21 protein-coding genes and 1 pseudogene are annotated in these 26,903 nt (G+C 69.4%); 9 read left to right on the forward strand and 13 right to left on the reverse strand.

Going from position 1 to position 26,903, the window contains the following annotated elements:
* Window positions 1-58: 58 nt before the first annotated feature.
* The 5 genes from BKA16_RS22415 to BKA16_RS22435 form a co-directional block, all read right to left on the reverse strand.
* Complete coding sequence (locus BKA16_RS22415; protein WP_183372780.1) at window positions 59-835, reverse strand: SDR family NAD(P)-dependent oxidoreductase; 777 nt, start codon at window positions 833-835, stop codon at window positions 59-61.
* Window positions 836-960: 125 nt separating this feature from the next.
* Window positions 961-2,655, reverse strand: a complete 1,695-nt coding sequence (locus tag BKA16_RS22420; RefSeq protein WP_343067587.1) for a VanW family protein — start codon at window positions 2,653-2,655, stop codon at window positions 961-963.
* Between the two features lie 108 nt (window positions 2,656-2,763).
* Window positions 2,764-3,264, reverse strand: coding sequence for a MarR family transcriptional regulator (locus BKA16_RS22425; protein WP_183372782.1), 501 nt, complete (start codon window positions 3,262-3,264; stop codon window positions 2,764-2,766).
* A 4-nt stretch (window positions 3,265-3,268) separates the two neighbouring features.
* Window positions 3,269-4,864, reverse strand: a complete 1,596-nt coding sequence (locus BKA16_RS22430) for an MFS transporter (RefSeq protein ID WP_183372783.1) — start codon at window positions 4,862-4,864, stop codon at window positions 3,269-3,271.
* A 175-nt stretch (window positions 4,865-5,039) separates the two neighbouring features.
* Window positions 5,040-6,383, reverse strand: a complete 1,344-nt coding sequence (locus BKA16_RS22435) for an acetyl-CoA C-acetyltransferase (protein WP_221246946.1) — start codon at window positions 6,381-6,383, stop codon at window positions 5,040-5,042.
* Window positions 6,384-6,531: 148 nt separating this feature from the next.
* Here BKA16_RS22435 and BKA16_RS22440 point away from each other — a divergent pair, with 148 nt between their 5' ends.
* A complete protein-coding gene (locus tag BKA16_RS22440; protein WP_183372785.1) occupies window positions 6,532-7,893 on the forward strand; it encodes a 3-oxoacyl-ACP reductase in 1,362 nt (453 codons plus the stop codon).
* Entirely contained in the window at window positions 7,893-8,774 is an 882-nt protein-coding gene (locus BKA16_RS22445; RefSeq protein ID WP_382425833.1) for a MaoC family dehydratase, read from the forward strand. Before BKA16_RS22440 ends, BKA16_RS22445 begins: the two co-directional genes overlap by 1 nt.
* A 175-nt stretch (window positions 8,775-8,949) precedes the next feature.
* On the opposite strand, the gene BKA16_RS22450 is transcribed toward BKA16_RS22445, so the two are convergent.
* Together BKA16_RS22450 and BKA16_RS22455 are read right to left on the reverse strand one after the other, a co-directional pair.
* A complete protein-coding gene (locus tag BKA16_RS22450) occupies window positions 8,950-9,564 on the reverse strand; it encodes a TetR/AcrR family transcriptional regulator (protein ID WP_183372786.1) in 615 nt (204 codons plus the stop codon).
* Window positions 9,565-9,592: 28 nt separating this feature from the next.
* Window positions 9,593-10,780 carry a glycoside hydrolase family 3 N-terminal domain-containing protein gene (locus BKA16_RS22455; protein WP_183372787.1) on the reverse strand — a complete coding sequence of 396 codons (1,188 nt, stop codon included), beginning with the start codon at window positions 10,778-10,780 and terminating at the stop codon, window positions 9,593-9,595.
* 53 nt (window positions 10,781-10,833) lie between these two features.
* Here BKA16_RS22455 and BKA16_RS22460 point away from each other — a divergent pair, with 53 nt between their 5' ends.
* Window positions 10,834-11,037, forward strand: a complete 204-nt coding sequence (locus tag BKA16_RS22460) for a DUF2613 family protein (protein ID WP_183372788.1) — start codon at window positions 10,834-10,836, stop codon at window positions 11,035-11,037.
* 21 nt (window positions 11,038-11,058) lie between these two features.
* Window positions 11,059-15,297 carry an alpha-(1->3)-arabinofuranosyltransferase gene (locus BKA16_RS22465; RefSeq protein ID WP_183372789.1) on the forward strand — a complete coding sequence of 1,413 codons (4,239 nt, stop codon included), beginning with the start codon at window positions 11,059-11,061 and terminating at the stop codon, window positions 15,295-15,297.
* Between the two features lie 86 nt (window positions 15,298-15,383).
* On the opposite strand, the gene BKA16_RS22470 is transcribed toward BKA16_RS22465, so the two are convergent.
* From BKA16_RS22470 to BKA16_RS22480, 3 genes are all read right to left on the reverse strand, one after another.
* Complete coding sequence (locus tag BKA16_RS22470) at window positions 15,384-16,349, reverse strand: quinone oxidoreductase family protein (protein WP_183372790.1); 966 nt, start codon at window positions 16,347-16,349, stop codon at window positions 15,384-15,386.
* Between the two features lie 30 nt (window positions 16,350-16,379).
* Entirely contained in the window at window positions 16,380-17,846 is a 1,467-nt protein-coding gene (locus BKA16_RS22475; RefSeq protein ID WP_183372791.1) for an aldehyde dehydrogenase family protein, read from the reverse strand.
* Between the two features lie 84 nt (window positions 17,847-17,930).
* The gene (locus BKA16_RS22480; protein ID WP_183372792.1) at window positions 17,931-18,827 is read right to left on the reverse strand and encodes an NAD(P)-dependent oxidoreductase; all 897 of its coding nucleotides are present in this window, start codon (window positions 18,825-18,827) and stop codon (window positions 17,931-17,933) included.
* A 139-nt stretch (window positions 18,828-18,966) separates the two neighbouring features.
* On the opposite strand from BKA16_RS22480, the gene BKA16_RS22485 reads away from it, so the two are divergent.
* Window positions 18,967-19,899: a LysR family transcriptional regulator gene (locus BKA16_RS22485; protein WP_246371845.1), complete on the forward strand. Its 933-nt coding sequence runs from the start codon at window positions 18,967-18,969 to the stop codon at window positions 19,897-19,899.
* A 96-nt stretch (window positions 19,900-19,995) separates the two neighbouring features.
* On the opposite strand, the gene BKA16_RS22490 is transcribed toward BKA16_RS22485, so the two are convergent.
* Window positions 19,996-21,150 carry a CaiB/BaiF CoA transferase family protein gene (locus BKA16_RS22490; RefSeq protein WP_183372793.1) on the reverse strand — a complete coding sequence of 385 codons (1,155 nt, stop codon included), beginning with the start codon at window positions 21,148-21,150 and terminating at the stop codon, window positions 19,996-19,998.
* A gap of 185 nt (window positions 21,151-21,335) precedes the next feature.
* Between BKA16_RS22490 and BKA16_RS22495 the strand changes: the two genes are divergently transcribed.
* Window positions 21,336-22,079 carry an IclR family transcriptional regulator gene (locus BKA16_RS22495; protein ID WP_183372794.1) on the forward strand — a complete coding sequence of 248 codons (744 nt, stop codon included), beginning with the start codon at window positions 21,336-21,338 and terminating at the stop codon, window positions 22,077-22,079.
* On the opposite strand, the gene BKA16_RS22500 is transcribed toward BKA16_RS22495, so the two are convergent.
* Entirely contained in the window at window positions 22,057-23,256 is a 1,200-nt protein-coding gene (locus BKA16_RS22500; protein ID WP_183372795.1) for an acyltransferase family protein, read from the reverse strand. The two genes, BKA16_RS22495 and BKA16_RS22500, sit on opposite strands and share 23 nt — an antisense overlap.
* 127 nt (window positions 23,257-23,383) lie before the next feature.
* On the opposite strand from BKA16_RS22500, the gene pgfA reads away from it, so the two are divergent.
* Entirely contained in the window at window positions 23,384-24,505 is a 1,122-nt protein-coding gene (gene pgfA, locus BKA16_RS22505) for a cell envelope lipid trafficking protein PgfA (protein ID WP_183372796.1), read from the forward strand.
* On the opposite strand, the gene BKA16_RS22510 is transcribed toward pgfA, so the two are convergent.
* Window positions 24,458-25,645, reverse strand: coding sequence for a polysaccharide biosynthesis protein (locus tag BKA16_RS22510; RefSeq protein ID WP_183372797.1), 1,188 nt, complete (start codon window positions 25,643-25,645; stop codon window positions 24,458-24,460). The two genes, pgfA and BKA16_RS22510, sit on opposite strands and share 48 nt — an antisense overlap.
* Before the next feature lie 88 nt (window positions 25,646-25,733).
* Between BKA16_RS22510 and BKA16_RS22515 the strand changes: the two genes are divergently transcribed.
* Both BKA16_RS22515 and BKA16_RS22520 read left to right on the forward strand, forming a co-directional pair.
* Window positions 25,734-26,645, forward strand: a complete 912-nt coding sequence (locus tag BKA16_RS22515) for an HpcH/HpaI aldolase/citrate lyase family protein (RefSeq protein WP_183372798.1) — start codon at window positions 25,734-25,736, stop codon at window positions 26,643-26,645.
* Window positions 26,646-26,649: 4 nt separating this feature from the next.
* Window positions 26,650-26,903: pseudogene (locus tag BKA16_RS22520) on the forward strand (hypothetical protein); the annotation flags it as partial.

A 26,903-nucleotide genomic window follows, 5' to 3' on the forward strand; every position in this document is an offset into this window, starting at 1 on the left:
CAGTGCCCCGGCGAGTCGATACTCGTCGGGGCACCGTCTGCGGTACGGCCGGACCGTTCTACTTCGGAGGCATCCGGATGCCGCCGTCGACGCGGATCACCTCGGCGTTCATGTACGAGTTGGTGATCAGCTCCTCGACCATCGACGCCAGCTCGTCGGGCACGCCGAGACGCTTCGGGAACAGAACGCTCTCACCGAGCTTGGCCTTGAACGCTTCGGCGTCGGGACCCTCGCCGTAGATGGGGGTGTTGATCAGACCCGGCGCGATGCAGTTGACGCGCACGCCGATCGCCGACAGGTCACGGGCGACGGGCAGGGTCATGCCGACGACGCCGCCCTTCGACGACGAGTACGCGGCCTGACCGATCTGACCGTCGAACGCCGCGACGCTGGCGAGGTTGACGATCGCACCGCGCTCGCCGTCGCCGGACGGCTCGTTGCGGCTCATCGCGGTGGCGGCGAGGCGAACGCAGTCGAAGGTGCCGATCAGGTTGATCGCGATGACCTTCTTGTACAGGTCCAGGTTGTGAGCGGAGGCGAACTCCCCGTCGCGTCCGACGGTGCGCTGCGCCCAGCCGATACCGGCCGAGTTGACGACGGCCTTCAGCGGGCCCAGCTCGGTGGCCTTGTTGACCGCGGCCTCGATCTGCGCGGTGTCGGTCACGTCGACGGTGACGAAGACGCCGTCGATCTCCTTGGCCAGGGCCTCGCCGTCTTCCGCCTTCAGATCGGCGATGACGACTTTGGCGCCGCGGGCGGCCAGACGACGGGCCGACGCCGCGCCGATGCCCGACGCGCCACCGGTGACGATTGCACTTGCTCCATTGAGTTCCATGTCCGGAGCTTAACCAACCGGTGACGGTCGACACAGGCGGGGTATGCAACAAAGTGCAGTGAACTTGCGCACAGGGGTCTCGACCCGCGCTCGACCGGCGGAAGACTCGTCCGGCGCCAGGCGAGTCAGCGACAGCGCACGAACGGCTCCGGATCGTATTTCACTTCTCGCGTGTGCCGGGAGATCTCGCGACCGGTCCGGTGATCGGTGATGACGCGGGTGTTCGACGCGGTGAAACCGCCCACACCGCTGCTGGGCACGCAGTCGTCGCCGGCGGGCAGGGTGATCGTCTCGGGCGACGTGGGTGCGGTGCGCGGCCCGGTGATCGACTCGACGTCGACGGTCTTGGTGCTCCACATGCGAACGGTGATGCTCGACGGCGACCACAGCGTCTCGATGTACACGCCGTGCTTGGTGTTGTTGGTGAACTGAAGGTCGATCTGACCTTCGAAGACCGTCGCCTCCCGGGCCTCGGGATACCGCGAGATGTAGTACGAGTGCTCGGTGTGCCCGGCGTCCTCGAGGCCCGCGAAGTACGCGGCGTTGTACAGGGTGGTCGCGAACTGGGAGATGCCGCCGCCGACCGCGTTCGACGGCCTGCCGTGATCGATGATCCCGGACTCGACGTACCCCTGGGCGGTGCCGCGAGGGCCGGTGTACCCGTTGAGCGAGAAGGTCTTTCCCGGTCGGACGAGAGCGCCGTCGACTTCCTGAGCGACGAGTCGGATGTTCTCCCCCGACGGTCCGGAGAAGCCCCCGGTGGTGAACTCGGAGACCACTTCGGTCACGCCGAGCCTGCGGGCGCCCGCCGTGGTCAGCGAGGGCTTGCGGATCCGGTAGTCGATCTCGCCGGAACGCTCGTCCTCGGACACCGCGAGCTTCTCGATCGCCGCGGCCGTCTTCGGCCAGTCGACGCGTGCGCCCTCGACGGACGGCACGACCTTCGGCGAACCGCCGGAGAGGCGGAAAGTCGCGCTCACCGGCTCGGACTCGGTGGGCGCGGTCCGCGCCGCCAGTAGTTCCTCGGCCTTCTTCGGGTCGACGCGCGGCACGAGACCTCCCCGTCCGTCGGCGACGAAGGTGACGAGCCTGCCGATCTCGCGAGGAGCGACGACCACGGTGCGGCCGCGACGCCCCTCCAGCCGGATCGGCATCATGGTGACCGTGCGGCCGATCCCGCGGATCACCTCGTCGACGGTCTGAGCGGACACGGTCGGCGCGAACGGCTCCATCGCCAGGTCGATGGTGCCGCCGTCGAGCCACCGCTCTTCGACCGCCCGCAGCGCCGCATCGCGGTCGATGCGCATGCCCTTGGCCGGATAGTCGGCTACCGGGGTCAATCCGTCGAAGTGCACACCGCCCTCCACGGCGGCCTTCTCCAGAACCTTCTTCTGCGCGTCGAGTTCGACGCCGAACGCCTCGTGGTCCACGTGCACCACCGGACGCACATCGTGTTTGACGCCGAACACCGCGGCGAGCCGGTCGATCGGGTTCCGCGGCTGCTTCTTCAGTTCAGCGAGGGTCGCGTCGACGTCGAAGGTCGCGCCGAGTGCGGCGGGATCGAGCGTCGCGGTGCCGGACGCGGTGCGGACGCTGATCGGCCCGTGCGAGACGACGGACAGCCGTTCGAGTTCGGCCCGCGCCTGTTGGTCGGTCTTGTCGCCGAGATCGAACTCGGCGATCTGAGCCCCGCGCGCGGTCTTGCCGTGGCCGAGTGCCGCGTCGACGGCGAATCCCAAGACGACGAGGAGAACCACTGCGAGGAGACCTCGCGCGATGGTTCGTCGTGCGCCCGCGCGGCGTTCGCGTCGTGAAGTCACTGCAGTGGGAATCATAGGTGGATGGCAAGACTCCGGCTGAACCGCCGGGTCGGGGGTCTGGCGGTTCAGCCGGAGCTACCAGGTTTATAGCCGTACGGCGTCCGGGCGTTACACATTCCTTCGGAAATCTTCTGCGCCGTCCTGAACTGGCGTTTCGTGGGCGTCGAGACGGACGGTCGCATCCAGCACGCGGCCCAGGGAGCTCAACAGCACCGCCTGTTCGTCGTCGGAGAGATCGACGAGGAGAGCGTCGGCCAAGCGCGCGAAACGGATGCGGGCCTCGCGTGTCGCGGCCGCCCCCGACTCGGTGAGGTGATGTCCCATCGCACGCCCGCCGAGCGCTTCGCGCCGCACCATGCCCGCGTCCACGAGGCGACACAGCACTTGGCTGACCGCTTGCGGCGTCGTGTGGGTGGCCTCGGCCAGCTCGAGCCCGGTGCTGCCCGGCAGATCCCCGATGACCGACAGCACGGGGATCTGCGCCTGCGAGAGCCCCAGGTCCTGCAGGTCTGAGGCCCCGTGCCGCGACAGCGCGAGATTGAGGTCACGGATCATCAGCGCGAATTTGAGCGACGGGTCGTCGACGCTCTCCGATGCGAGACGGGGCACGCCGTCACACCTCCACAGACTCTTCGGCGTCGACACGGCGACCGCCGGCCACGCGCAGGGCGGCGCATCCCACGGCGAGGAGCGCGAACACGACACACGCGGCGATCGCGGTGACGCTGAAGCCGTGCGCCTGTGCCGAGCTCAACGCGTCGTGCAGACCGAGTTCGGGGAACTTCGCCGTCGCGACCGCGCCGCCGTGCTGGATGCCCTGCGCGTCGACGAGTTCGGTGACCGCCGCGGCATGCGCCCGATCGACGCCCGCGTCGAACAGCTTGTCCGGCAGCGCACTGAGCGCCCACGAGGCCGACAGGATCGAGAAGACGGCCGGGCCGAGTGCACCGCCCGTCTGACGCACCGCGTTGATCGCGGCACTGGCCATACCCGCCTGCTGGTACGGAACCGCGTTGACCGCCGCCGCCGTCACCGTCGCGAGGACGGCGCCGATGCCGATCCCGGCGAGGACCAGTCGCAGGTCGGCCTGCCAGACCGGCGCCGACGAGTCGATGAACGACAGGAACGCCATCGCCGCTGCCGTCCACCCGCATGCGGCGGCGAGGACGCCCTGCGCGTTGAACCGGTGCAGCGCCCGGCCGGCGACGTTCGATCCGATCACCGAACCGCCGATGATGAAGATGTACCGGTTGGCGACCTGAATCGGGGTCAGGTCCAGGGCGCTGAAGTACAGGGCGAGTCCGAAGTTGACGCCGAGATAGGCGAACATCGCGATCGCGGCGACCAGGGCCGACATCGAGAAGTTGATGTTGGAGAACACGCGCAGATCGAGCAGCGGTGTGGCCGAACGGAGTTCGACGACGATGAAGCCCGCGATACCGACCGCCGCGACCACGAACGCCACGATCGCCTTCGGATTCGAGAAGCCGTCGGCGCCGCCGACGATCACCGCGTACACGAGGGCGGCGACGCCGACGGCCGTCAGAATCTGACCGGGCACGTCCATCCGGCCGGCACCGCCGGCGCGGCTCTCCGGCACCAGCCGGACGCCGAAGACGAGGAGCAGCGCGGAGGCCACGACCACGGGGACGAACAGCCAGTACCAGTCGAGCGAGTCGAGGATCGCGGCGGAGACGTACACGGCGACGGCCATGGCGGCCATCATCGAACCCGACCACGCCGCGATCAGCACCGCGCGGCGACGATGATCCGGTTCGGCCACGCTGATGATCGCCAGGGTCGTCGGGATCAGCGCGGCGGCGCCCGTTCCGGCCAGACCCTGGCCGACCCACACGAAGTAGATCGCCGCCGATCCCTCCACCAGGCCCGCGGCGGTCGCGACGATGCCCCCCAGCATGGCCAGCACCAGCCCGATCGCGAGGACTCGGCGTCGTCCCCACTTCTCCGCCCACGCGCCAAAGGCGAGAATGAGCGCGGCCATCGGCAGCACGAGCATCGACACGACCCACTCCAGGTCGGACGACGACGCCTCGGTGGCTCGCGCGATCGCCGACAGGCCGACCGTCGCCGCCATGATCGGGAGGTATCCGACGAAGATGCCCGCACAGGCGACCGCGGCGATGAGCCCCGTGCGGCCTCGCGGTTCATCGGATGTCGACGGCGGCATCGTCTCGCTCTGCGTACTCATGACAGTCATTGAATCAAGGACTTGATTCATGGCGCCAGAAGAAAGTCGTCGCGGGTGTGGAACATCACCGCGTCGGTCCGAATCCGCTTGCCGTGGAATGCGACTACCCGGAATGCGACTACCCCGCTCCACAGATCTCGTGGAGCGGGGTAGTCGGGGTTCAGGGCCCGGAACCTCAGCCTTCGACGATGGCGGTGACGCCTTGGCCGCCCGCGGCGCAGATGGAGACGAGGGCGCGACCGCCGCCGTTCTCCTTGATCTGCTTGGCCGCCTGGGCGATGATGCGGCCGCCGGTCGCGGCGAACGGGTGCCCCGCGGCCAGCGACGAGCCGTTGACGTTCAGCTTGCCGCGGTCGATCGCGCCGAGCGCCTTGTCGAGGCCGAGGCGCTCGCGGCAGTACTCGTCCGACTCCCACGCGGCCAGGGTCGCGAGGACGACGGAGGCGAACGCCTCGTGGATCTCGTAGAAGTCGAAGTCCTGCAGGGTCAGGCCGTTGCGCTCGAGCAGCCGCGGCACGGCGTAGGTCGGCGCCATGAGCAGTCCGTCCGGTCCGTTGACGTAGTCGACGGCGGCGGTCTCGGTGTCGCGCAGGTAGGCCAGGACCGGGAGCTTGTGCTCGGCGGCCCAGTCGTCGCTGGCGAGCAGCACCGTGGACGCACCGTCGGTGAGCGGGGTCGAGTTGCCCGCGGTCATGGTGGCGTCGCCCAGCCCCACGCCGAAGACCGGCTTGAGGGTGGCGAGCTTGTCCACCGAGGAGTTCGGACGCAGGTTCTCGTCGCGCGTCAGACCCATGAACGGGGTGATCAGGTCGTCGAAGAACCCGCGGTCGTACGCGGCGCCCATCTTCTGGTGGCTGGCGGCGGCGAGAGCGTCCTGGTCCTCGCGTTTGACGCCGAACTCCTTGGCGGTGATGGCGGCGTGCTCACCCATCGACATGCCGGTGCGCGGCTCGCCGTTGCGCGGGATCTCGATGCCGAGCTTGGTGGCCAGGCCGAGCGCCGCCTTGATGCGGTCGGCGGTGCTCTTGGCGCGGTTCACCTCGAGCATCTGACGGCGCATCTGTTCGGACACGCCGATCGGAGCGTCCGACGTGGTGTCGACGCCGCCGCCGACGGCGACGTCGTAGCGACCCGAGGCGATGCCGTCGCCGACGGCCGTGATGGCCTGCAGGCCCGTGCCGCACGCCTGCTGGAGGTCGAAGGCCGGGGTGTACGGCGAGAGACCGGAGCCCAGGACCGACTCGCGGATCAGATTGAAGTCGCGCGAGTGCTTGAGGACGGCGCCGCCGGCCACCATGCCGAGCTGCTCGCCCTGCAGGTTGAAGCGGCTGATCAGCCCCTGAAGGGCCGCGGTGAACATCTCCTGGTTGCTCGCGGTCGCATACGCACGATCCTGCCGCGCGAACGGGATACGGTTGCCACCGAGGATGGCGACGGGGCGAAGCTGGCGGGTTTCGGGCTTGCGGGGCGTGTACGAGGCCACGTGCTCTCCTGTGATCGGACCGACTGTTGTCAACATTCTTACTCCCGAGTAAGTTGTTTGTCGACCTCAGTGATCTGCGTTTAGCGTCACAACGCCACCTGGTGCGGGTGACCGCTCGACGCGCATATGGTCACCACCGAAGGTAACGACTCGAACAGTCACCGACCTACCAAAGGAGTCAGTCGTGGCAGGCAACACCGACCTCTACTCAGCGTTCGTGAACTCGGGCCCCGGCGGTTTCATCGCCAGCCGCGTCGGCCTCCCCCAGCCGCCTAAGCTGCGCCGCTATTCGGCCACGCAGCCGCCACTCGGCGGCCCGGTGCTGCTCGGCGGCACCGGACGCCTGGTGGAGCCGATCCGCGAGATCCTCACCGCGGGCGACGACTACAGCCTGGTGGAGAACAACACCGGTGGCCGCAGCGCCGACAAGTTGGGCGCGGCCGTCTTCGACGCGACCGGCATCAGCAACGCCGCCGAGTTGGAGCAGCTGTTCGAGTTCTTCACCCCGATCATGCGTTCGACGGGCAACTCGGCGCGCTTCGTCGTCCTGGGCACCACGCCCGAGCTGACCGCGAGCCCGGACGAGCAGGTCGCCCAGCGCGCCCTCGAGGGCTTCACCCGCTCACTCGGCAAGGAGCTCCGCAACGGCGCCACCGCGCAGCTCGTCTACGTCTCACCGAAGGCCACGACCGGCCTGTCGGGCGTCGAGTCGACACTGCGGTTCCTGCTGTCGGGCAAGTCGGCGTACGTCGACGCCCAGGTGATCCGCATCGGCGACGCCGACGGCGCCACCGTCGAGAACTGGGACAAGCCCCTCGCGGGCAAGGTCGCCCTGGTGACCGGCGCCGCCCGCGGCATCGGCGCCACCATCGCCGAGGTCCTCGCGCGCGACGGCGCCCACGTCATCGCCGCCGACATCCCCGCCGCGGGCGAGGCCCTGTCGGAGACCGCGAACAAGGTCGGCGGCACCGCACTGCCCCTCGACGTGACCGCCGAGGACGCCGGCGCCACGATCGCCGAGCACGTCCTCGAGCGCCACGGCGGTCTGGACATCATCGTGAACAACGCGGGCATCACCCGCGACAAGCTGCTCGCCAATATGGACGCCGGCCGCTGGAACTCGGTGATCGGCGTCAACCTGATCGCTCCGCAGACGCTGGTCAACGAGCTGATCTCCCGCAAGGCCCTCAACTCCGGCGGCGCCGTCGTGGACGTCTCGTCGATCGCGGGCATCGCGGGCAACCGCGGCCAGACCAACTACGGCGCGTCGAAGGCCGGCGTCATCGGTCTGGTGAACGCGTACGCTCCGATCCTGGCCGAGAAGGGCATCACCATCAACGCGGTGGCGCCGGGCTTCATCGAGACCGCGATGACCGCAGCCATTCCGCTCGCCACCCGCCAGGCCGGACGCCTGATGAACTCGATGCAGCAGGGCGGTCAGACGATCGACGTCGCCGAGACCGTGGCGTACTTCGCCAGCCCCGCCAGCAACGCGGTGACCGGCAACGTGGTCCGTGTCTGCGGTCAGAGCCTCCTGGGCGCCTGATGAGCACCGTGACGTTGACGTCGGTTCCCGGACCGGCGCAGATCTACCCGAAGGCCGTCGGCGCGATGTTGCCGGTGATCGGCAAGCCCGCTCGGGTGGCGGCCGACGCCGTCGTTCCCGACACGGTGTACCGGCTGGAGAATCTGACGATCGACCGCGCACAGCTGCAGGCGTACTGCCGTACCACGGGGCTGCCGTTCGGTGCGACCGTCCCGGTCACGTACCTGTTCGTGCTGTCGTTCCCGCTGGCCATGACGGTGATGGTCGACCCGAAGTTCCCGCTGGGCGCCATCGGTTCGGTGCACATCGAGAACACGATCGAGCGGTTCCGCGCGATCGGCGTCGACGAGCCGCTGACCGTGCAGACACACGCGGAGAACCTCCGCGAGCACCGCAAGGGCATGCTCGTCGACATGGTCAGCGAGTTCTTCGTCGGCTCGGAACGTGTCGCGGCGCAGACCAGCACGTTCCTGAAGCAGCAGCGCACCAGCCTGTCCGGCGGGGAACGAGGCCCGGCTCCGAAGGAGATCGCTCCCCCGCCGCCCGACCGCGTCGTCTCGGTGGACCTCGGGCTGATCCGCCAGTACGCGGAGACCTCCGGCGACCGGAATCCGATTCACATGGCCGATCTGTCGGCCAAGGCGTTCGGCTTCTCCAAGGCCATCGCCCACGGCATGTGGTCGGCGGCGACCGCGCTGGCCAACATCGAGGGCTCACTGCCCGGCGCGGTGACCTACTCGGTCCGCTTCGGCAAGCCGATCCTGTTGCCCGCCAAGGTGAACGCGTACACGAAACCGGTCGACGGCGGCTACGACGTGTCGCTGCTCAACCGTCGCAAGGGCTACCCGCACGTGACGGGGACCGTCCGCCCGCGCGGCTGAAGATCTCTCGACGAGAAGGCGCCGCCGGAATCTTCCGGCGGCGCCTTCTCGTGCGGGGTCGGCACGCGCCGAACGAAGACGCTCACGCCTCAGGCGTGGGTTCTCGCTGCGTGTCGGACAGGGTGCGCGAGCCGATGCCGCACGCGTATCCGCCCGACGAGGCCGGACGGGCGTCTCAGCCCTCGTCCCCCAACGTCGATCCCACTCCGCGCAGCCCGCGCCAGGTGATGCCGAGCAGCAGGTCGGTCGCGTCGTCGAGATCGATGTCGCCGTCGGAGATGCGGTCGGCGACGGCCTCGCCCGCGCCGACGAGAGCGACGGCGGTGAGCTCGAAGTCGATGTCGCGCGTGCCTTCGACAGTGGTGCCGCGTCGGATCAGATCCGTGATCATCCGGGTGATCGCGTGCCGACTCTCGGTGACGACGTCGGCGAACGCCGCGGTACCGACGGAGACGCGGTAGAGCACCCCCCACGACTGCGCGTTCTCGTAGACGAAACGCAGGAACTCGCGGACCAGGGTGCGCGCCTGATCGCGCTGGCGGAGATCGGGATCGAAGCCCGCGCTCATCGCCTCCATGAACCGCCCGGACTCTCGCGCGATGCATGCGCTGAACAGCTCGTCTTTGGAACCGTAGTACAGGTACAGCATCGGCTTGGAGATCTCGGCCTGCGCCGCGATGGCGTCCATCGAACTGTCGGAGTACCCGTGCTCGGAGAACACCGCGATCGCGGCGTCCAACATCTGCTGCTCGCGGACTGCACGGGGCAGTCGCTTCGTCCCGCTGGCCATACCAGAGAACTTACCACTCAGTAAGTTCTCACTGGCAGTCGATCACGCCTTTCGACCGCAGAATGCGGACGACCGACCGGTCGACGCGCGCCTGCGTCAACTTCTTGTCGGCGACGGCCTTCTCGAGCGAGTCGAGGACCGATCCGACCTTATCGGTGCTCAACCACAGGGCGACGTCCGACCCCGCGTTGATCGCCTTGCGCACCGCGACCTCGATCGGGTACTTGTCGCTGATCGCGGCCATCCCCGACAGGTCGTCCGAGAACACGACGCCGTTGAACGCCGGTCCGCCGTACCGTTCGCCGCTGCGAAGCATGCCGATCGCGCGCGGGCTGATGCTCGACGGCGTCTCCGGACCGGTGAGCCCCGGAACGATCAGATGACCGACCATCACACCGACGTCGCCGGGATCGGCCAGCAGCGTCTTGTAGGGGACCAGGTCGGTGGCGACCAGTTCGTCGATCGGCGGGGTGCGCACCGTGCCGGTGTGCGAGTCGCCCGATCCGTGACCGTGCCCGGGGAAGTGCTTGTAGACCGGCATGATCCCGGCGTCCTGCAGACCTCGTGCGAACGCGCCCGCGTACTCGGTGACGACGGCCGGGTCGTCGGAGAACGAGCGGTCGCCGATCACCTCGTCGTCGGCCTCGTCGCTGACGTCGGCGTCGGGCGCGAAGTCGACCGTGATGCCCAGCCTGCGCATCTTCTCGCCCGCGTCCTTGGCGAGGGCACGCACCTGCTCGGGCGTCTTCGTCTTCGCCAGGACGCGTGCCGACGGCATGTCGATGCCCAGCGATGACAGACGACTCACCCGACCGCCCTCCTGGTCGACGGTCACCATCAGCGGATACTTCTGCGCCTTCGACAGTTCGCCGATCGAACCGTCGCTCAGCATGTTCAGATCACTCCAGCTGCCGACGAACACGCCGCCGATGTGCTCGTCGCGCACCACCTGCCGCGCATCGCCCGCATCGGTCACGCCGACGACGAGGAGCTGAGCGAGCTTGTCACGCAACGACATCGACTTCAGTTCCGCGGCACCGCACGTCTGCGCGACCGGCGTCGTGCTCGATGAGGAGACCGTGCTGGTCGACGTCGCACTGCTCGCCGTCGTCGAGGTCGACGTCGGGGCCGCTGAGGGGTCACCGCTGCTGCAGGCCGCCGTCGACAGAAGTCCGGCGGCCGCGACGACGGCGATCAGGCGACGATGGGCACGCATGCGACCAGTCTTGCACGCCGAGCCGACGACGGGCGGGTGGTACCTTGTGGTTCATGGTTCGCGACCGCTTGATCTACGGGATTCTCGCCGCGATCGTCGGCGTGATCGTCGGCGTCGGCGGAGTCTTCCTCGGCGGCGCCCTCGCCTCCGAGAACAAGCCGTCGACCGATGTGAACAGCTTCAACGGCCAGGACGGCTTCGTGCAGGGCTCCGTCGAATACGGGACCCGCGGCGGCTCCGGGGCCGACAACTCGTAAATCCAGGTGGGCCACGACAGGTTGCTCACGCGACGCGGCGTCGGCATCACCGCCCTGATCTTCCTTCTGCTGTCGCTGTGGCAGGCGCCCGGCAAGATCTCGCCGGACACCAAGCTCGACCTCACCGCCGACCCGATCGGGTTCCTCGCACGGGCGACGCACCTGTGGTCGCCGACGATGCCGATGGGACAGATCCAGAATCAGGCGTACGGCTACCTGTTTCCACACGGGGCGTTCTTCGCGCTCGGTCACCTCGCCCACGTCCCGCCGTGGCTCACCCAGCGGTTGTGGTGGGCGGTCCTCCTCACCGTCGGCTTCGTCGGCGTGGTCCGCGTCGCCGAAGCCCTGCGAACCGGATCGTTCGCATCCCGGCTGATCGCGGCCGCGGCGTTCGTCGCGTCGCCGCGCGTGCTGACGACCCTCGGCACGATCTCGTCGGAGACGTTGCCGCTGATGCTGGCCCCGTGGGTGCTGCTGCCGGTGATCCGCGCGCTCGACGCCGCGCCGGTGCGACCCGCCTGGCGAGAGGCCGCGCGGTCGGGATGCGCCGTGGCCCTGATGGGCGCGGTGAACGCCGTCGCGACCGCGGCCGCGGTGGGTGTCGCCGCGCTCTGGTGGATCGCCGCCACCTGTTCCCGCCGACAGCGACCACGCGGCCTCCGGTTCGGCGGCGCGTGGGTCGTCGCACTCGGCGCGGCGTGCCTGTGGTGGGTGGTGCCGCTGCTCATGCTGTCGCGGGTGTCGCCGCCGTTCCTGGACTTCATCGAGTCGGCGCAGGTGACCACCGAGTGGACCTCGTTGACCGAGGTCCTGCGCGGCACATCGTCGTGGACGCCGTTCGTGTCGGCCGAGCGCGCCGCGGGCGCGGTGCTGGTGTCCGAGTCGGCTGCGGTGCTGGCCACCGGGATCCTCGCCGCCGCCGGTCTCGCCGGTCTGACGATGCGCGCGATGCCGCACCGTCGACGGTGGCTCGCCCTGCTGGTGATCGGGCTGATCGTCATGTGCCTCGGTTATCCCGGAGCGCTCGGCTCGCCGATCGCCGGAACCGTCCGGGAGTTCCTCGACGGCTCCGGCGCGGCGCTGCGCAACGTGCACAAGTTCGAACCGCTGGTCCGGATGCCGCTGGTTCTCGGCGTCGCCCATCTGCTGGCGCGAGTACCGTTCCGGTCGCTGATCGCGGCGCCCTCGAAGGCGAACGGCTTCGCCCGACCGGCGGCCGCCGCGATGGTCGTGGTGACCGCGGTGTTCGGCGCCGGATCACTCGCCTGGACCGGTGGCGTGGCCCCGGCCTCCAGCTACGACGCGATCCCCGACTACTGGCAGCAGACCGCCGACTGGCTCGACGAGCACGCCCACGACACACGTGCACTGGTGGTTCCGGGCGCGCCGTTCGCCGACCAGAACTGGGGTCTGACGCGTGATGAGCCGCTGCAGGCGCTCACCGAAGCGCCGTGGGCGGTGCGCGACGCCATCCCGCTGACACCGCCCGGCGCGATCCGCGCGATGGACTCGGTGCAGCGCGCGCTCGTCTCCGGCCGCGGATCGGCGGCGCTCGCCGACACGCTCACCGCCCAGGGCGTCGGCTATCTGGTGCTGCGCGCCGATCTCGATCCCGCGACGTCGCGGTCGGCGCGTCCGCTGGTCGTCGCCGATGCTCTGCGCCGTTCCCCCCACATCACGCCGGTCGCCCGGTTCGGCCCGGACGTCGCTCCGCCGACCGTCGACGGCGTGGTCGTCGACGACGGACTGCGCCCGATGATGCCCGCCGTGACCGTCTATCGGGTCGGCGACGCACGAGGTACCGGTCCGCTCCTGACCCCGCTCGATGCGATGCCGCGGGTCGTCGGCGGTCCGGAGTCGCTGGCCGCGATCGACGAGGTGCGCGCTCGCACCGGTCGCCCACCCCTCGGCACCTCGCTGCTGACCGCCGACGCCCGCCGCGCCGGAGTCGGCGACGGTCCCGGTCTCACGGTGACCGATTCACCGGTCGATCGGGAGACCGACTTCGGGCGCGTCGACGACCATTCGTCGGCCGTCCGCGCGCCGGGCGATCCCCGTCTGACGAAGAACGCCGCCGCCGACTACCCCGTCGACGGAACGGCGAAGGTCGAAGGGCAGTGGCTGCTGAACAACGAGCCCGGACAGATACGCGTCACCTCGTCCGGGTCCGCGGCCGACGCGACCCAGCCCGGCCGGACCTCACCTGCCGCCTCGACGGCGGCCGCGTTCGACGGCGACCCGAACACCGCGTGGGTCAGTCGCGGCCTCGAATCCGCTGTCGGACGCTGGGTGGCGATCGAGTTCACCCGCCCGCGCCGGGACCTCGCGCTGACCGTGACGACAGCGAAGGCGCTCGGCCCGGACGTGTCGTCACTACTGGTCACCACCGATGCGGGCAGCACCGTGGTCGCCGATGTGCGTCCGGGCGTGCCGACGCGGATCGTCGCCCCGGCCGGCGAGACCGAGCGCGTCGAGATCCGCGCGATCCGCACCGCGAACGGCACCGCGGGCAACCAGTTCGCCCTCGCCGACGTCCGACTGTCCGACACCGCCACCGGCCTGGACTACGCGATCCGACACCGTGCGGTGCTGCCGCAGCTCGACGCCGCCGACCGGGTGGACGCCTGGGTGCTGCGGAACGAACTGGGCGGGCGGGCCGAATGTGCGGCCGACGCCGACCGCGTCCGTTGTGCCCCGACGCTCGGCGTGGCACCGGAGACGCCGGGCGTCTTCGGTCGGGTGCTGTCGGTGCCGTCGACCGTGGACGTGCACCCCACGGTGGTGCTGCGGCCGTCGGCGGGTGGCGCGCTGTCGGATCTGCTGTCACGACCGAGCACGGTGACGGCGGAGGGGCCGTCGAACGTCGCCGATCCGCGCGGGTCGGCCGCGGCCGCCGTCGACGGAGATCCCGCCACCGTGTGGACCGCACCGGAGGCCCCGGTGACCAGCGGGAGGAAGAAGCCTGCGAAGCCGTCGTTGACGCTGCACCTGCCGACCGCGCGCGAGGTCTCGGGCTTGAAGTTGACCCTGCCCGACGACTATCCGGCCCGCCCGACGAAGGTCCGCGTCGACCTCGGCGACGGCGATCAGACCGTCCGCGTGGCCGACGACGGGACCGTGCCGCTGCGCCCGACCCGGACCGACCGCATCGTGCTCACCGTCGAGTCCTCGAGCGACCTGATCGATGTGAACGACCTGGGTTTCGCCCGCCAGTCGCCGGTCGGCATCGCCGACATCGCGGTGCTGCCCACCGTCGCCGCCGTCCCCGCCGATCTCGAGCGACCGATCGTGATCGGCTGCGACACCGACCCGCAGGGACCGCTCGGGCTCGGGCTGTCGGCGGGCGGGGTGGTCCACCGACTGCAGGTGTCCACCACGGCGCGGGCCCTGCGCGACGGCGATCCCGTCGTCGCCACCGTGTGCCCGAGCGACCCCGTCGCGCTTCCGGCGGGCGAGCAGGAGGTGTCGGTGAATCCCGGCGCCGCGTTCACCGTCGACTCGGTGGAACTGCGCGTCTCGGACGACGATCCGGTCGGCACGAGCACACCTGCACGGACCGGCCGGTGGGACGCGACCTCGCGAGAGGCGATCGTCGACGCCGCCGACACCCCGCGAGTCCTGTCCGTGCCGGAGAGCACCAACTCCGGCTGGCACGCCCGTCTCGGCGACGACGAACTCCGGCCGATCGTGGTGAACGGTTGGCAGCAGGGCTGGATCGTGCCCGCCGGCGCGTCCGGAACCGTCGCCCTGACCTTCGACCTCGACACGCCCTACCGCTGGGTCCTGCTGATCGGTCTGCTGCTGGTGGCGGCGCTGTTCGCGGTCGCGTTCTGGCCGCGTTCCCGCCGGTCGAGCGGCCTCCGCCGGCCGAATCCCCTCCGCCGGTCGAGCGAAGTCGAGCCCCCTCGCCTCGACCGGAACGAGACGACGAGCGTGCGGCGAGGCGAACTCGCGGACCGAGGCCCGACCCGGTTCGCCTGCGTGCTCCTCGCTCTCCTCGCCGCCTACGTCCTCACCGGTCCATGGGGAGTCGCGGCCGCGGCCGCGACGGGCGCCGTGGTCGCCGTCGTCTCCCCCGCGGCCCGCGTGTCCCTCACGTTCTGCGCGATGGCCGTCGCTACCCTCGCACTGGCGGCCGGCCCCTGGAATTCGGGCATGGCCTACACCGGATACGACGTCCTGCCGCAGCTCGCGGCGTTGGTGGCGGTGATCTCGGCCATCTTCTCGGCCGTCCTTCCACGCTTCCCGCGCCGAACCTGATTCCGCCTGCACCGGACGAACATCGACAGCACGCGGTGCCGAGCTCTCGGCTCGGCACCGCGTGCTCAGTGCTCTCGGGCGGATCGTCAGTGCGTCAGCAGGATCTTGCCCGTCGTCTCCCGCGACTCCAGGGCGGAGAAGGCGTCGGACGCCTCCTCCACGGGGTACCGGCCACCGATCGACACGACCAGGTCTCCCGACGCCAACCAGGCGAACAGGTCACGCGCGCGAGCACGCAGTTCATCCGGCGTGCGGACGTGATGAACGACGCTCGGGCGAGTGACGAACAGCGATCCACCGGAGTTCAACCGCGGAATGTCCAGCGGCGGAGTGGGACCGCTCGACGTACCGAACACCACATATGTGCCGCGAACGGCAAGGCTCGCCAGGCTCCCGTCGAACGTCGCCGCTCCGACACCGTCGTAGACCGCGGCGACGCCGGTGCCGCCGGTGATGCGTTCGACCTCCGAGGGGAAGTCGTCGTAGCCGACGACGTGATCGGCTCCGGCGCCTCGCGCGACGGCGGCCTTCTCCTCCGTGGAGACCGTTCCGATCACCGTCGCCCCCTTGAGCTTCGCGATCTGCGTCAGCATCTGACCGACGCCACCGGCGGCAGCATGAATGAGGACCGTGTCGCCGCGTTCGATCGGATAGGTGTCCGTTGCGAGATAGTGGGCCGTGACGCCCTGCATGAGCACCGCGACGGCGCTCTCGTCGGAGACGTCGTCCGGGATCACGACTGCCTTACCCGCATCGACGACGGCGAAGTCCGCGAAGCTTCCCTGACCGCCCGCGAGCCACCCGATCCGCCGGCCGACGTCGAGGTCGACGACGTCGGGACCGCGTTCGGCGATGACGCCCATGCCCTCGACTCCGGCGAGGAACGGCGCGGAGACGGGGGTTCCGCCGACCCGCTGGTAGACGTCCAGGAAGTTCACACCCGACAGTCGCACCTCGACGAGCACCTCGCCCGCCCCGGGTGCGGGCCGTTCGATGTCGACGACCTGCAGATTCTCCGGCCCGCCGTGCGTCGCCACTTCGATTGCACGCATCATCGAATCCCTTCTACGTCACGACGCGTTTCAGACGTCGATCTTGACGTTGATCTGCTTGGTCTGGGTGAAGCCGGCGATCATGCCCTCGAGCGAGACCTCGCGGCCGCTGCCCGAGTCCTTCATGCCGCCGTACGACTGGCCGACCACCTGGCCGCCGCCCTGGTTGACCTGGACCCAACCCGCCTCGATGCGATGCGCCGCGCTGAGTGCCTGGTTGATGTCGTTGCTCCACACGTAGGCGGCGAGACCGTACGAGGTGTCGTTCGCCATCGCGATGACCTCGTCGAGGTCGGTCCACGGAATCGACACGACGACCGGGCCGAAGATCTCCTCGCGGGCCAGCCGGAACTCGTTGTTGCCGCCGGTGAAGAGGGTCGGCACGTGGAAGTTGCCGCCCGCCAGCGGTCCCTCGGTCGGGGGCAGACCGCCGGTGGCGACCGTCAGGCCCGCGTCGTTGACGCCTTCCTCGATGTACTCCTGGATGCCCTTGTACTGCGACTCGTTGATGACGGCGCCGATGTCGGAGGCCTCATCGGTCGGGTCGCCGACGACCATCGACGCGAACTTGGCGGCCAGACGCTCGTTGACCTCGTCCTCGACGTCGCGGTGCACGAACAGGCGGGTGCCGGCCGTGCAGCTCTGCCCCTGGCGGTGGATGCGCGAGGACATCAGCAGACCGTCGATCAGCTTGTCGGTGACCTGCCCCGGGAACACGATCGACGGGTTCTTGCCGCCGAGCTCGAGCGAGACGTGCGCGAGGCGCTCACCGGCGTCGCGGGCGATGCCGCGGCCGACCTCGGTGGAGCCGGTGAACGACACCTTGTCGACGCCCTTGTGATCGACGAGCATCTGGCCCGCGGTACGCCCGCCGCCGGTCAGCACGTTGAGGAGACCCGCAGGCAGGTACTCGTTGCAGATCTCGGCGAGCATGATGATCGACAGCGGAGCATCCTCGGCGGCCTTCAGAATCACCGCATTGCCCGCGGCGATCGCGGCCGGGACCTTGAAGCCCGCGATCATCAGCGGCGAGTTCCACGGCAGGATGCCCGCGACGACGCCGAGCGGCTCCTGCCGGGTGTACTGCAGCTGATCCGCACCGGCGGGCAGGGTGTTGCCCTTGACTTCCCCTGCGACGCCGCCGAAGTAGCGGAACAACGACGCGAGGGTCGCGACTTCGGGGCGGGCCTGGGTGCGCAGCGCGTTACCGGTGTCCTGCGCGGTGATCAGCGCGAGGTCCTCGGCGCGCTCGTCGATCGCGTCGGCGATCTTGAGGAGAGCCCGCGCGCGGACGGTGAAGTGCACGTCGCGCCATGCTTCGAAGGCGCGGCGGGATGAGGCGACAGCGCGGTCGACGTCCTCCTGACCTGCGCGGGGCACCCGGGCGATGACCTCGCCGCGGCGCGCGGGATTGGTGATGTCGCGCCACTCTCCGGTGCTCGACTCGGCCCATTCGCCGTCGATCAGCATCAGTTTGGTGGGGGTGTCGGTAGTCATATCTGGCCTTTCTAGATGGGAGAAAACATGCTCGCCACGACAGGTGCGTCGGCGGGCGAGATCGTGCGAGCGATCAGGTCCGTGTCATCGGTCGACGTGGTCCCGGATCGAGGTGATCAGCGACGAGCAGTCCAGCAGCGCATTGCCCGCCTCTTTGTGCTCGGTGAACTGACGTAGCACGGTCTGACCGGTCTGGAGGGGAGTCCCGGTCGCCTGACCTGCCGAGACGGCCAGGTTGAGATCCTTGACCAGCAGTGCGGTCGTGAACCCCGGGGCGAAATCGCGGTTGCTCGCCGCCGTCTCCACCACTCCGGGGATCGGATACCAGTTCCGCAGGGCCCAGTTGTCACCGGAGGAACGCGACACCATGTCGAACAGTGCCGAGGTGTCGAGTCCGAGTCGTTCGGCGAGGACGACGCCTTCACATGTGGCGGCCAGGCAGGCCCCGACGATCATGTTGTTGACGATCTTGACCGCCTGGCCGCTGCCCGCACCACCGATCAGTCCGACGTGGCCGCCGTAGCCCTCGAGCACCGGACGGGCCACCTCGAAGTCGGCCGCGTCGCCGCCGACCATCACCGCCAGCGTTCCGGCCTGCGCTCCGGCGACACCCCCCGACACCGGCGCGTCCAGGAATGCGACGCCGCGGCGCTTCGCCTCGTCGTGGAGGTCCCGGGTCTGCACGACGTCGACCGTGGACGAGTCGATCGCCACCGCACCGTCGCGCATGAGTGCGAAGACGCCGTCCTCCCCGGTCAGCACGGCCGCCACGAGGTCGCCCGTCGGGAGCATCGTGAACACGAAGGCCGAATCCGGCACGCTCTCGGCGGCCGAGTCGTGCATCACGATGCCCGCGGCGGCGGCCGCCGCCGCCATCTCCGGATCGATCTCGACGCCGTGCACTTCATGACCGGCGCGCACCAGATTCGTCGCCATCGGCAGGCCCATCTGGCCGAGACCGATCCACGTGATGACTGACATTGGCAATCTCCTCTGTTGACCGATGACGTGAGGCAAGTCTTCGTCGACTACGAGAATGGCCCAACGCATACATGCAAACAAGCAACGAGTTGGAAACCCGTACATGCTAAATTGCAAAACTAAAGGTGAGAGCCTGGCAATGACGAGTGGAAAGGCCGTGATGGACGCTCAATCGGTGCTCCGAAACCTCAAGACCGACGACCTCCGTTATCTCCTCGCCGTGGCCAACACCGGTCGGATCGGCGCCGCGGCCGACCATCTGAGCGTCGATGCGAGCACGGTCTCACGCCGACTGCGCGCGCTGGAGAAGGTACTCGGCACGAGGGTGATCACCCGGTCGTCGGACGGCTGGGAGCTGACCGAGTTCGGTGGATCCATCGTCGAACGCGCCCGCCCGATCGAAGAGGCGCTCGAAAGCGTGGCCCGAGCGGTCGGAGGCGAGTCCGGGGACTCGGTCCGCGGCGACTTCCGACTGACCGCGCCGGACGGGTTCGCCACGGTGTTCGCGGTCCCGGCGCTGCAGAAGCTGCGCACGCAGCACCCCGGACTGAATGTCGAACTGTTGACCGCGACCCGCCAGCTGAACCTTCATCAGGCCGGCTTCGATCTCGCGGTCGCGGTCGGCACCCCGATAACCAAGCGGCTCTTCACCGAAGCGCTCACGCAGTACCGTCTGTCGTTCTACGCGACCGACGAGTACCTCGAACGCAACGGAACGCCGGCCACCCTGGACGAGCTGAGCGGACACACCATCGCGTTCTACGTCGAGTCGCTCCTGCAAGTCGGTGACCTCGACTTCAGTCATTACGCGCCGGGCGTCGACGTCCGTTTCGCGTCGACGAACATCTTCGCCCAGCTCGAGGCCGCGGTCTCCAGTGCGGCGATCGCCCTGATCCCTCGGTTCATGGCCCTGCGATCACCCGACCTCCGCGAGTTGGACCACCTCCGCCCGTCCACGCCGTTGAGGTATGTGCTCGCGACCCGACGCGAGTCGCTCGCGCGCCCGGCGGTGAAGGCCGTCCGAGACGCGCTGGCGCGCGAGGTCGCAGTTCGCCGACACGAACTGCTCTGAGCCGACACGAACTGCTCTGACTCGGACCTGCGGTTCTGCACACCCGAATCCCTCACCGCCGTTCGCACATGCGCGTCTGCGATCTGCCGGGGCGGGTCAGCCCTCGCTGCTCAATCCGCGCAGTTCGGCGATGACCTCGTCGTTGTGCGCGCCGAGATCCGGCGGCGCGATGCGCGCGGTGGCGACCTCGCCGTCGATGTGCCACGGCGAGTTCGGCGACTTCAGCTCGCCCAGACGCGGATGCTCGGCGGTGAGGACCATCTGGCGTGCGAGCAGCGCCGGGTCGGTGAGCACCTGGCCGATCGGTGCGATGGCGCCCGCCGGAACACCCGCCTTGTCGGCGGCGGCGAGGAGTTCGTCGGTGGTGACGTTCCGCAATGCGCCCTCCAGTGCGGTCTTGAGCTCAACCGAGTTGGCCACCCGCTTGCCGTTGTCGACGAACCGTGGGTCGGTCAAGAGCTCCGGCGCGCCGATCGCCTCGCACAGACCCGTCCACTGGCGCTCGTTGCCGACGGAGATGTTGGCGGATCCGTCACTGGTCGCGAAGGTGCCGTACGGCGCCAGCGACGCGTGCTGGTTGCCGCGACGACTGGGCGACTCGCCCGTCGCGAAGAAGGCGCCGGCCTGGTAGGTGAGCATCGAGACCAGCGAGTCCTGCATCGCCAGGTCGATGTGGGCGCCCTCGCCGGTCTGCGCGCGGCGCAGCAGCGCGGCGAGAACCGCCTGGGTGGCGAACATGCCGGACGAGATGTCGGCGATCGGCAGACCGCTCTTGGTCGGCTCGCCGTCGGCGGTGCCGGTGATGCTCATCCAGCCGGACGTGCCCTGCACCACCTGGTCGTATCCCGGGCGCTGCGACTCCTGACCGAAACCGGAGATCGAGCAGTACACGACGTTCGGGTTGGTCGCACGCACCGCGTCGACGCCGAGTCCCAGCCGCTCCGCCGTGCCCGGACGCCAGTTCTCGACGACGACGTCGGCGTGCCGCGCGAGCCGCTGGGCGATCTCACGGTCGTCCTCGGACTTCAGATCGAGGGCCAGACTGCGCTTGTTCCGGTTCACCGACAGGTAGTACGCGGCGGTGTCACCGACCCACGGCGGACCCCAACGACGCGAGTCGTCGCCGCTGCCCGCGCGCTCCACCTTGACGACGTCGGCGCCGTAGTCGGCGAGGAGCATCGTGCAGAACGGCCCGGACAGTGCCTGTGAGAAGTCGGCGACACGAATGCCCTCGAGAGGAAGCGTCCCCATGGCGATCTCCTAGTCTGATACCTCGAACTGAGGTACAAGTTTCATTATTCGGCACAACTTCTGGACTGGTGCCGTATATTGGACTATTTCAGGGTAGGTAAGGACTGTCAGGCCGTCAACGGAATCGCCGAATCCTCACGCCGGGCGGCGAATTCGACGATCGGTCGCGGAACGAGGAGACGACGATGCAGCAGACGGTCGTGACCGCATTGCGCGTGCTCGACGAGGTCGCCAAACATCAGCCCGCCGGCGTCAGCGATCTCGCGGCGCGGATGGACATGAGCAAGAGCACGATGCAGCGGACGCTGCGCGCCCTCGAAGCGGCGGGGTGGATCCGACCGGCGGGCGGCCGTAACGACGGATGGGTCCTCACCGCCAAACCGATCGACTTGTCGCGGTACGTCGCGGCCGACACGGGCCTGCGCAGGCACACCCGTTCGGCGATGGCTGCCCTGCGCGACGAGACGGGCGAGTCCGTGCACCTGGCCGTCCGGGAGGGCACCGAGGTCGTGGTCGTCGAGGTGGAGGAGTCGTCCAGCCCGGTGCGCATCTACTGGCCGGCGGGCACGCGGTCGGCGTGCCACGCCTCCGCCAACGGGAAGGCGATACTCTCCCGCCTGCCACCCGATGAGGTCGACGATCTCCTCACCGACGACCTGCCCGGCTTCACTCCGCTGACGATCACCGCGCGGGCGGCGCTGCTCGACGAATTGAGCCTCGTGCGCGAGCGCGGGTTCGCCGTCGCGGAGGGCGAACTGCGCGACGACATCGCCTCGGTCGCGTCGCCGATCCTCGGCAAGGCGGGCGCACCGCTCGGATCGATCTCGGTCTTCCTCCCCCGCCATCGGCTCGCCGACGGCGACGTCGACAGGTTGGGGCGCGCCACTCGCATCGCTGCGACGACGATCACCGAGAGTCTGCGGGCGTGAGGTCGTCGGACCGTCGCCGGTCGGCGCGGCGCGTCTCCCGTCGCTTCAGCGCACGACGGCATGGTTCTTCGACGAACGTGTAGCTCGCCGCCGAGACGCCGACGGTGACGATCACGGTCAGCACCCAGACGCCGACGAACCGGCCGTCGAACGCGGGGATCCCGAACAGGCCGAAGACGACCGTCAGCACCGCGACATGCCAGATGAAGATGCCGTACGACCACCGTCCCAGAGCCGCCATGATCGCGGAGTCGAGAAGGCGAAACGGGCCGTCGCGCAGGACGAGAGGGGCCAGGATCGCATAGGCGCCGACAGCGCCGAGAAACATCTTCGCGGCGTACTGCGGGTCGCTCATGGGAGCCAGTCCCACCGGACCCGCCAGCGGAGTGCACGCGAGGCCGTAGGCGATCACCAGAACGGCCAACATCAGCGGTCGATTGGTCGACCATCGGATCACCCGCGACGGTTCGGCGACGCGCCCGGCCTCGACCGCGGCGACGATCTCGGCCAGCACCAGACCGGCGGCGAACCACGGCAGATGCCCGAACACCCAGTTCTGGCCTTCCACTCCGTCGGGGAGCGGCAGCAGCTCCGCGACCCATGCCCAGCCGAGACTGAGCGCGCTGACGCCGAGAATCACCGGGATCCGATGCCGGGCGCGCGCGCCGCGCACCGCGCTCAGCACGTAGCCGATGAGCGGAAGCAGCAGGTAGAACGCGACTTCGACGGACAGGCTCCACATCTGCGTGAGACCGGGCGCCAGGGTGAGCGGCACGAACACCTGCGTCAGCGTCAGGTTGGCGATCCAGACGGTCGGCGACGCGTCGCGCGCCTGCGGCAGCAGGGCCAGGACCGCCACGACCACGATCGCGTAGGCGGGCCAGATCCGGACGAAGCGGTGACGGAAGTAGCGACGGACGCCCGGTGGATCGCCCTGCCCGCGTGCCGCGCTCGCGTACGGACGCCACAGCAGGAATCCGCTCAACGCGAAGAAGAGCGCGACGGCCAGATCGAGCCTCCCCAGAACCGGACCGATCACCGGCCAGTGCAGGGATCGCGTCTGGAACGCCACGTGCGTGGTGAGGACGCCCAGGGCGGCGACCGCGCGCATCCCCTCGAGCTGCGGATAGAACCGCCGGGGCGGCGGTGTCGCAGTCGTCGTGTCCTGGCCCGTCATAACGGCGTCCAATGTACTCACCGCGGCCGCGCCGTCTGCACCGAAACGAATCGGGTGCTCCCGACGAGACACCGTGCCGGAGAAGTGCCGGATTCGTCTCGCACCCTCTGCCGATAAAGTCGACGGCATGGCCGAGACCCCCTCACCGCGTCTGCGCGCACGCGATCTGCTGGCGCCGACCGCGTTCTTTCTCGGGGCCTTGCTGATCGCGGCGGCGATCGCGGTCGGCCCGGTGATCGGTTCGGGGCTCAAGAAGATCCCCCTCGACGTCGATCAGACCTGGGTCGCCGACGGCTCGGACGGATCGCGGGTGCTCGACAGGTGTTCGATCGACAGCCCGCACGCACGGGTCCTGCCCGCACAGGTGCAGCAGCGGCGCCGCATCGTCGTGGTGCGCCCCGCCGACTCCGACCTGGTGACGTTGCAGGCGGGGACCTCGCTGGGAGTGAGCGAGTATCAGGTGGACGGCGCCTCGGTCGACGCCGAGAAGGTCTGCGCGGAGGAGACCCTCTCCGCGGTCATCGACCGCGTGAGCATCGACCGCCGCAGCGCGCTGCCGACCGGCAGCCCCTCGGAGATCCAGTACGACGACAAGAAGGGAGCGGTGCAGCTGCCCGACCGGACCGGGTACACCTACCTGCTGCCGTTCGAGTTCGCCGACTCCGACGCCTCCTATTTCGACGTCGTGAGCCGATCCGCGGTCCCGTTGAAGAACGCGGGCACCGAGACCGTCGCAGGCCGAGACACCGTGCATTTCACGGCCGCCGTCGACGATGCCGACCTGTCGCGCTACGACTCCCGCGCCGTGCTCACTCGTCCCGCCTCGTGGTTCGGAACGTTCCCGGGGGTGCGCCCCGACGACGAGCTGACGGCGACGCTGCACTACAGCGCCGCACGCGACCTCTACGTCGACGAGACCACCGGAGTCGTGATCGACGAGCGGGTCCGGCTCGTCGAGGAGTACCGCTTCGCGCCCGACGTCGCCGCACGCTCGCCCGAGCTCGCCGACTTCCGACTCACCAACGTCGACACGACGCTGCGCGGCGACCGGCAGAGTCTCACCGACGCCGCCGCTGCCGCGTCGTCACGCGACTGGCCGGTCACCGCGACGACGGTCATCGCGCCGATCGTGCTCGGGCTGATCGGGGTCGCGGCGCTCACGGTCGGCGTGGCGGTGACCCTGCGCGATCGACGGCGCGGGCTACCCGACGGCTCTCATCCAGGCCCAGGTGCCGATCACCGCGGCTGACGCACACGCCGCGGCGATCGCCGCCAGACCGAGCACCGAATCGGCGACGCTCACGATGAGCACCACCTCGACGATGAGCACGGCGAAGGCGGGAGCGGCTCCCCGCGCGCTGTTGCGGGCGATCGCGGCGAGCAGCATCACCTGCAGCACCGCCAACAGCGAACCGGTGAGCGCGAACAGCCACATCCAGCCCGCGACGGGCCGGTAGTCGTCGGAGATCACCGCCGGCACCAGCGGCCCGCAGGCGACGGCCGCGACGGTCACCGCGCACCCGATGCCCGCCAGAACCGTCACCGCTCGGCGCAGTGCGACGGCCGACCGGACCGGGTCCGCGAGCCGCGGAAACACGACCACGCCGATGGCCTGCGGCAGCCAGAACGCGGCCTTCGTCGCGACGGCGCCCAAGGCGTAGACCCCGGCGTCGTCGGCCGACAGCACCGACCGAGACAGCAGCAGGTCCACCGAGACGGCGACGATCATGACGAACTGCACACTCGACGCGGACAGCACGTCGCCCATCCCGATGCGGGCGGCGCCAGACCCCGACCCCGCTCGATCGGCACGAGAGTCCGCGGCGAGCACCGCCACCACGATCGCCGCGACGACGCTCCCGATCGTCCCCGCCGCGAGCGCGCCGGTCGGGCCGGCACCGAAGGCGATCGCGGCGATGATCGGCGCCGACTTGGCGACGCCGACACCGGCGAGGACACCGCCGAGTAGACCGAATCGCCCCTCACCCTGCAAGAAGCCCTGCCCGCCCGCGATCACCGCCAACGGTGCGGCGCCGGCGAGCGCGGCGAGCGTCGTCGCCCAGGAGGTGTGCGCCAGCGGCATCATCACGACGACGCCGACCGCCGAGCCGACCGCGACGACGACGCCGACCAGTCCGATCAGACGCCACAGGCGACGCCGCGACGTCCCCTTCACCACTTCGCGCGCCACCACGGCCTGCACGGCGAGCGCGGGAACCGACAGGACGAGCATCGCCGCGTTCAGGACGGAGAACTGGCCGAATCCGTCCGGACCGAGCACCCGGCTGGCCGGAACCTGCACGACGTAGGCGAGGAGGTTCGCCAACAACGTTCCGACGGTGACCGCGCCGAGTGCGCGCACCGTGGTTCCTCGCGCCGTCGTGGTCATGGCACCAGTGTGCCTGTACCGGCGGGTAGACTTGCGCGGCGGCATCCGCCCCACCCCGTCACCGAGCACCACAGCAGGCAGAGAGTCGATGTACGACACCGAATTCACCGAGCCCGATCCCACCGACGTCGGCTCCCGGATCGATCCGGTACTCGCGCGCAGCTGGCTGCTCGCGAACGGCGCGCAGTCCGAACGCTTCGAGGCGGCCTCGCGGTCGCGTGCGGACATCGTCGTCCTCGACATCGAGGACGCCGTGGCTCCCAAGGACAAGGACGCCGCCCGCGAGAACGTCGTGTCGTGGCTGGCCGACGACCACGCCGACTGGGTCCGGATCAACGGGTTCGGCACACCGTGGTGGCAGGCCGACATCGACGCGCTCGCGCCGACGACGATCGGCGGCGTGATGCTGGCGATGGTCGAGTCGGTCGACCACATCACCGAGACCGCCCGTCGCCTGCCGAACATCCCGGTCGTCGCGCTGGTCGAGACCGCCCGCGGTCTGGAACGCATCACCGAGATCGCCTCCGCCAAGGGCACGTTCCGACTCGCCTTCGGCATCGGCGACTTCCGCCGCGACACCGGATTCGGCGACAACCCGACGACGCTGGCGTACGCGCGTTCCCGCTTCACGATCGCCGCGAAGGCAGCGGGCCTCCCGTCGGCGATCGACGGTCCCACCGTCGGCTCGAATCCGCTCAAGCTCAGCGAGGCCACGGCGGTCAGCTCCGAGTTCGGGATGACCGGCAAGATCTGTCTGACTCCCGACCAGTGCGCCGCGGTGAACGACGGCCTGTCGCCGTCGTTGGACGACATCAGTTGGGCGCGCGAGTTCTTCGCCGAATTCGAGGCCGACGGCGGTGAGATCCGCAACGGCTCCGATCTGCCGCGCATCGCCCGCGCCACGAAGATCCTCGACCTGGCGCGGTCGTACAACATCGTGCCGAAGGATTACGGCGTGTCCGACCAGTCACACGCCTCGACCGACACCTTCCACTACTGATTCGATGATCTGTCTGATCAGTGCCCTCCTCACGGCGCTGATCTGCGCGCCGATGTTCGGCGGGCACCTGATCTACCGGGACGCGGTGGCGGTGCCCCGGTTCTCCTTGTCGCCCGCGGCGTTCGGGATCGACGGATCCGCACCGCGCGCCGTTCCGCAGGACGCCGTCCTCGGGCTCGTATCGCGGATCGTCGACGGCGGTTGGCTCGTCGCCGGGCTGACGGCCGCGGCCGTATTCGGCGCGGGGGTCGGATTCGG

Origin of the sequence: Gordonia humi (genome assembly GCF_014197435.1) — a bacterium.
Classification (GTDB): domain Bacteria; phylum Actinomycetota; class Actinomycetes; order Mycobacteriales; family Mycobacteriaceae; genus Gordonia; species Gordonia humi.

What these genes read in the sequence shown, in the direction of transcription:
- BKA16_RS22475 (WP_183372791.1), bottom strand. Translation starts at nt 17,846, where the DNA reads ATGACTACCGACACCCCCACCAAACTGATGCTGATCGACGGCGAATGG.
- BKA16_RS22495 (WP_183372794.1), top strand. Translation starts at nt 21,336, where the DNA reads ATGCAGCAGACGGTCGTGACCGCATTGCGCGTGCTCGACGAGGTCGCC.
- BKA16_RS22490 (WP_183372793.1), bottom strand. Translation starts at nt 21,150, where the DNA reads ATGGGGACGCTTCCTCTCGAGGGCATTCGTGTCGCCGACTTCTCACAG.
- BKA16_RS22460 (WP_183372788.1), top strand. Translation starts at nt 10,834, where the DNA reads ATGGTTCGCGACCGCTTGATCTACGGGATTCTCGCCGCGATCGTCGGC.
- BKA16_RS22450 (WP_183372786.1), bottom strand. Translation starts at nt 9,564, where the DNA reads ATGGCCAGCGGGACGAAGCGACTGCCCCGTGCAGTCCGCGAGCAGCAG.
- pgfA (WP_183372796.1), top strand. Translation starts at nt 23,384, where the DNA reads ATGGCCGAGACCCCCTCACCGCGTCTGCGCGCACGCGATCTGCTGGCG.
- BKA16_RS22415 (WP_183372780.1), bottom strand. Translation starts at nt 835, where the DNA reads ATGGAACTCAATGGAGCAAGTGCAATCGTCACCGGTGGCGCGTCGGGC.
- BKA16_RS22435 (WP_221246946.1), bottom strand. Translation starts at nt 6,383, where the DNA reads ATGTTGACAACAGTCGGTCCGATCACAGGAGAGCACGTGGCCTCGTAC.
- BKA16_RS22470 (WP_183372790.1), bottom strand. Translation starts at nt 16,349, where the DNA reads ATGCGTGCAATCGAAGTGGCGACGCACGGCGGGCCGGAGAATCTGCAG.
- BKA16_RS22480 (WP_183372792.1), bottom strand. Translation starts at nt 18,827, where the DNA reads ATGTCAGTCATCACGTGGATCGGTCTCGGCCAGATGGGCCTGCCGATG.
- BKA16_RS22485 (WP_246371845.1), top strand. Translation starts at nt 18,967, where the DNA reads ATGACGAGTGGAAAGGCCGTGATGGACGCTCAATCGGTGCTCCGAAAC.
- BKA16_RS22445 (WP_382425833.1), top strand. Translation starts at nt 7,893, where the DNA reads ATGAGCACCGTGACGTTGACGTCGGTTCCCGGACCGGCGCAGATCTAC.
- BKA16_RS22455 (WP_183372787.1), bottom strand. Translation starts at nt 10,780, where the DNA reads ATGCGTGCCCATCGTCGCCTGATCGCCGTCGTCGCGGCCGCCGGACTT.
- BKA16_RS22515 (WP_183372798.1), top strand. Translation starts at nt 25,734, where the DNA reads ATGTACGACACCGAATTCACCGAGCCCGATCCCACCGACGTCGGCTCC.
- BKA16_RS22510 (WP_183372797.1), bottom strand. Translation starts at nt 25,645, where the DNA reads ATGACCACGACGGCGCGAGGAACCACGGTGCGCGCACTCGGCGCGGTC.
- BKA16_RS22430 (WP_183372783.1), bottom strand. Translation starts at nt 4,864, where the DNA reads ATGAGTACGCAGAGCGAGACGATGCCGCCGTCGACATCCGATGAACCG.
- BKA16_RS22500 (WP_183372795.1), bottom strand. Translation starts at nt 23,256, where the DNA reads ATGACGGGCCAGGACACGACGACTGCGACACCGCCGCCCCGGCGGTTC.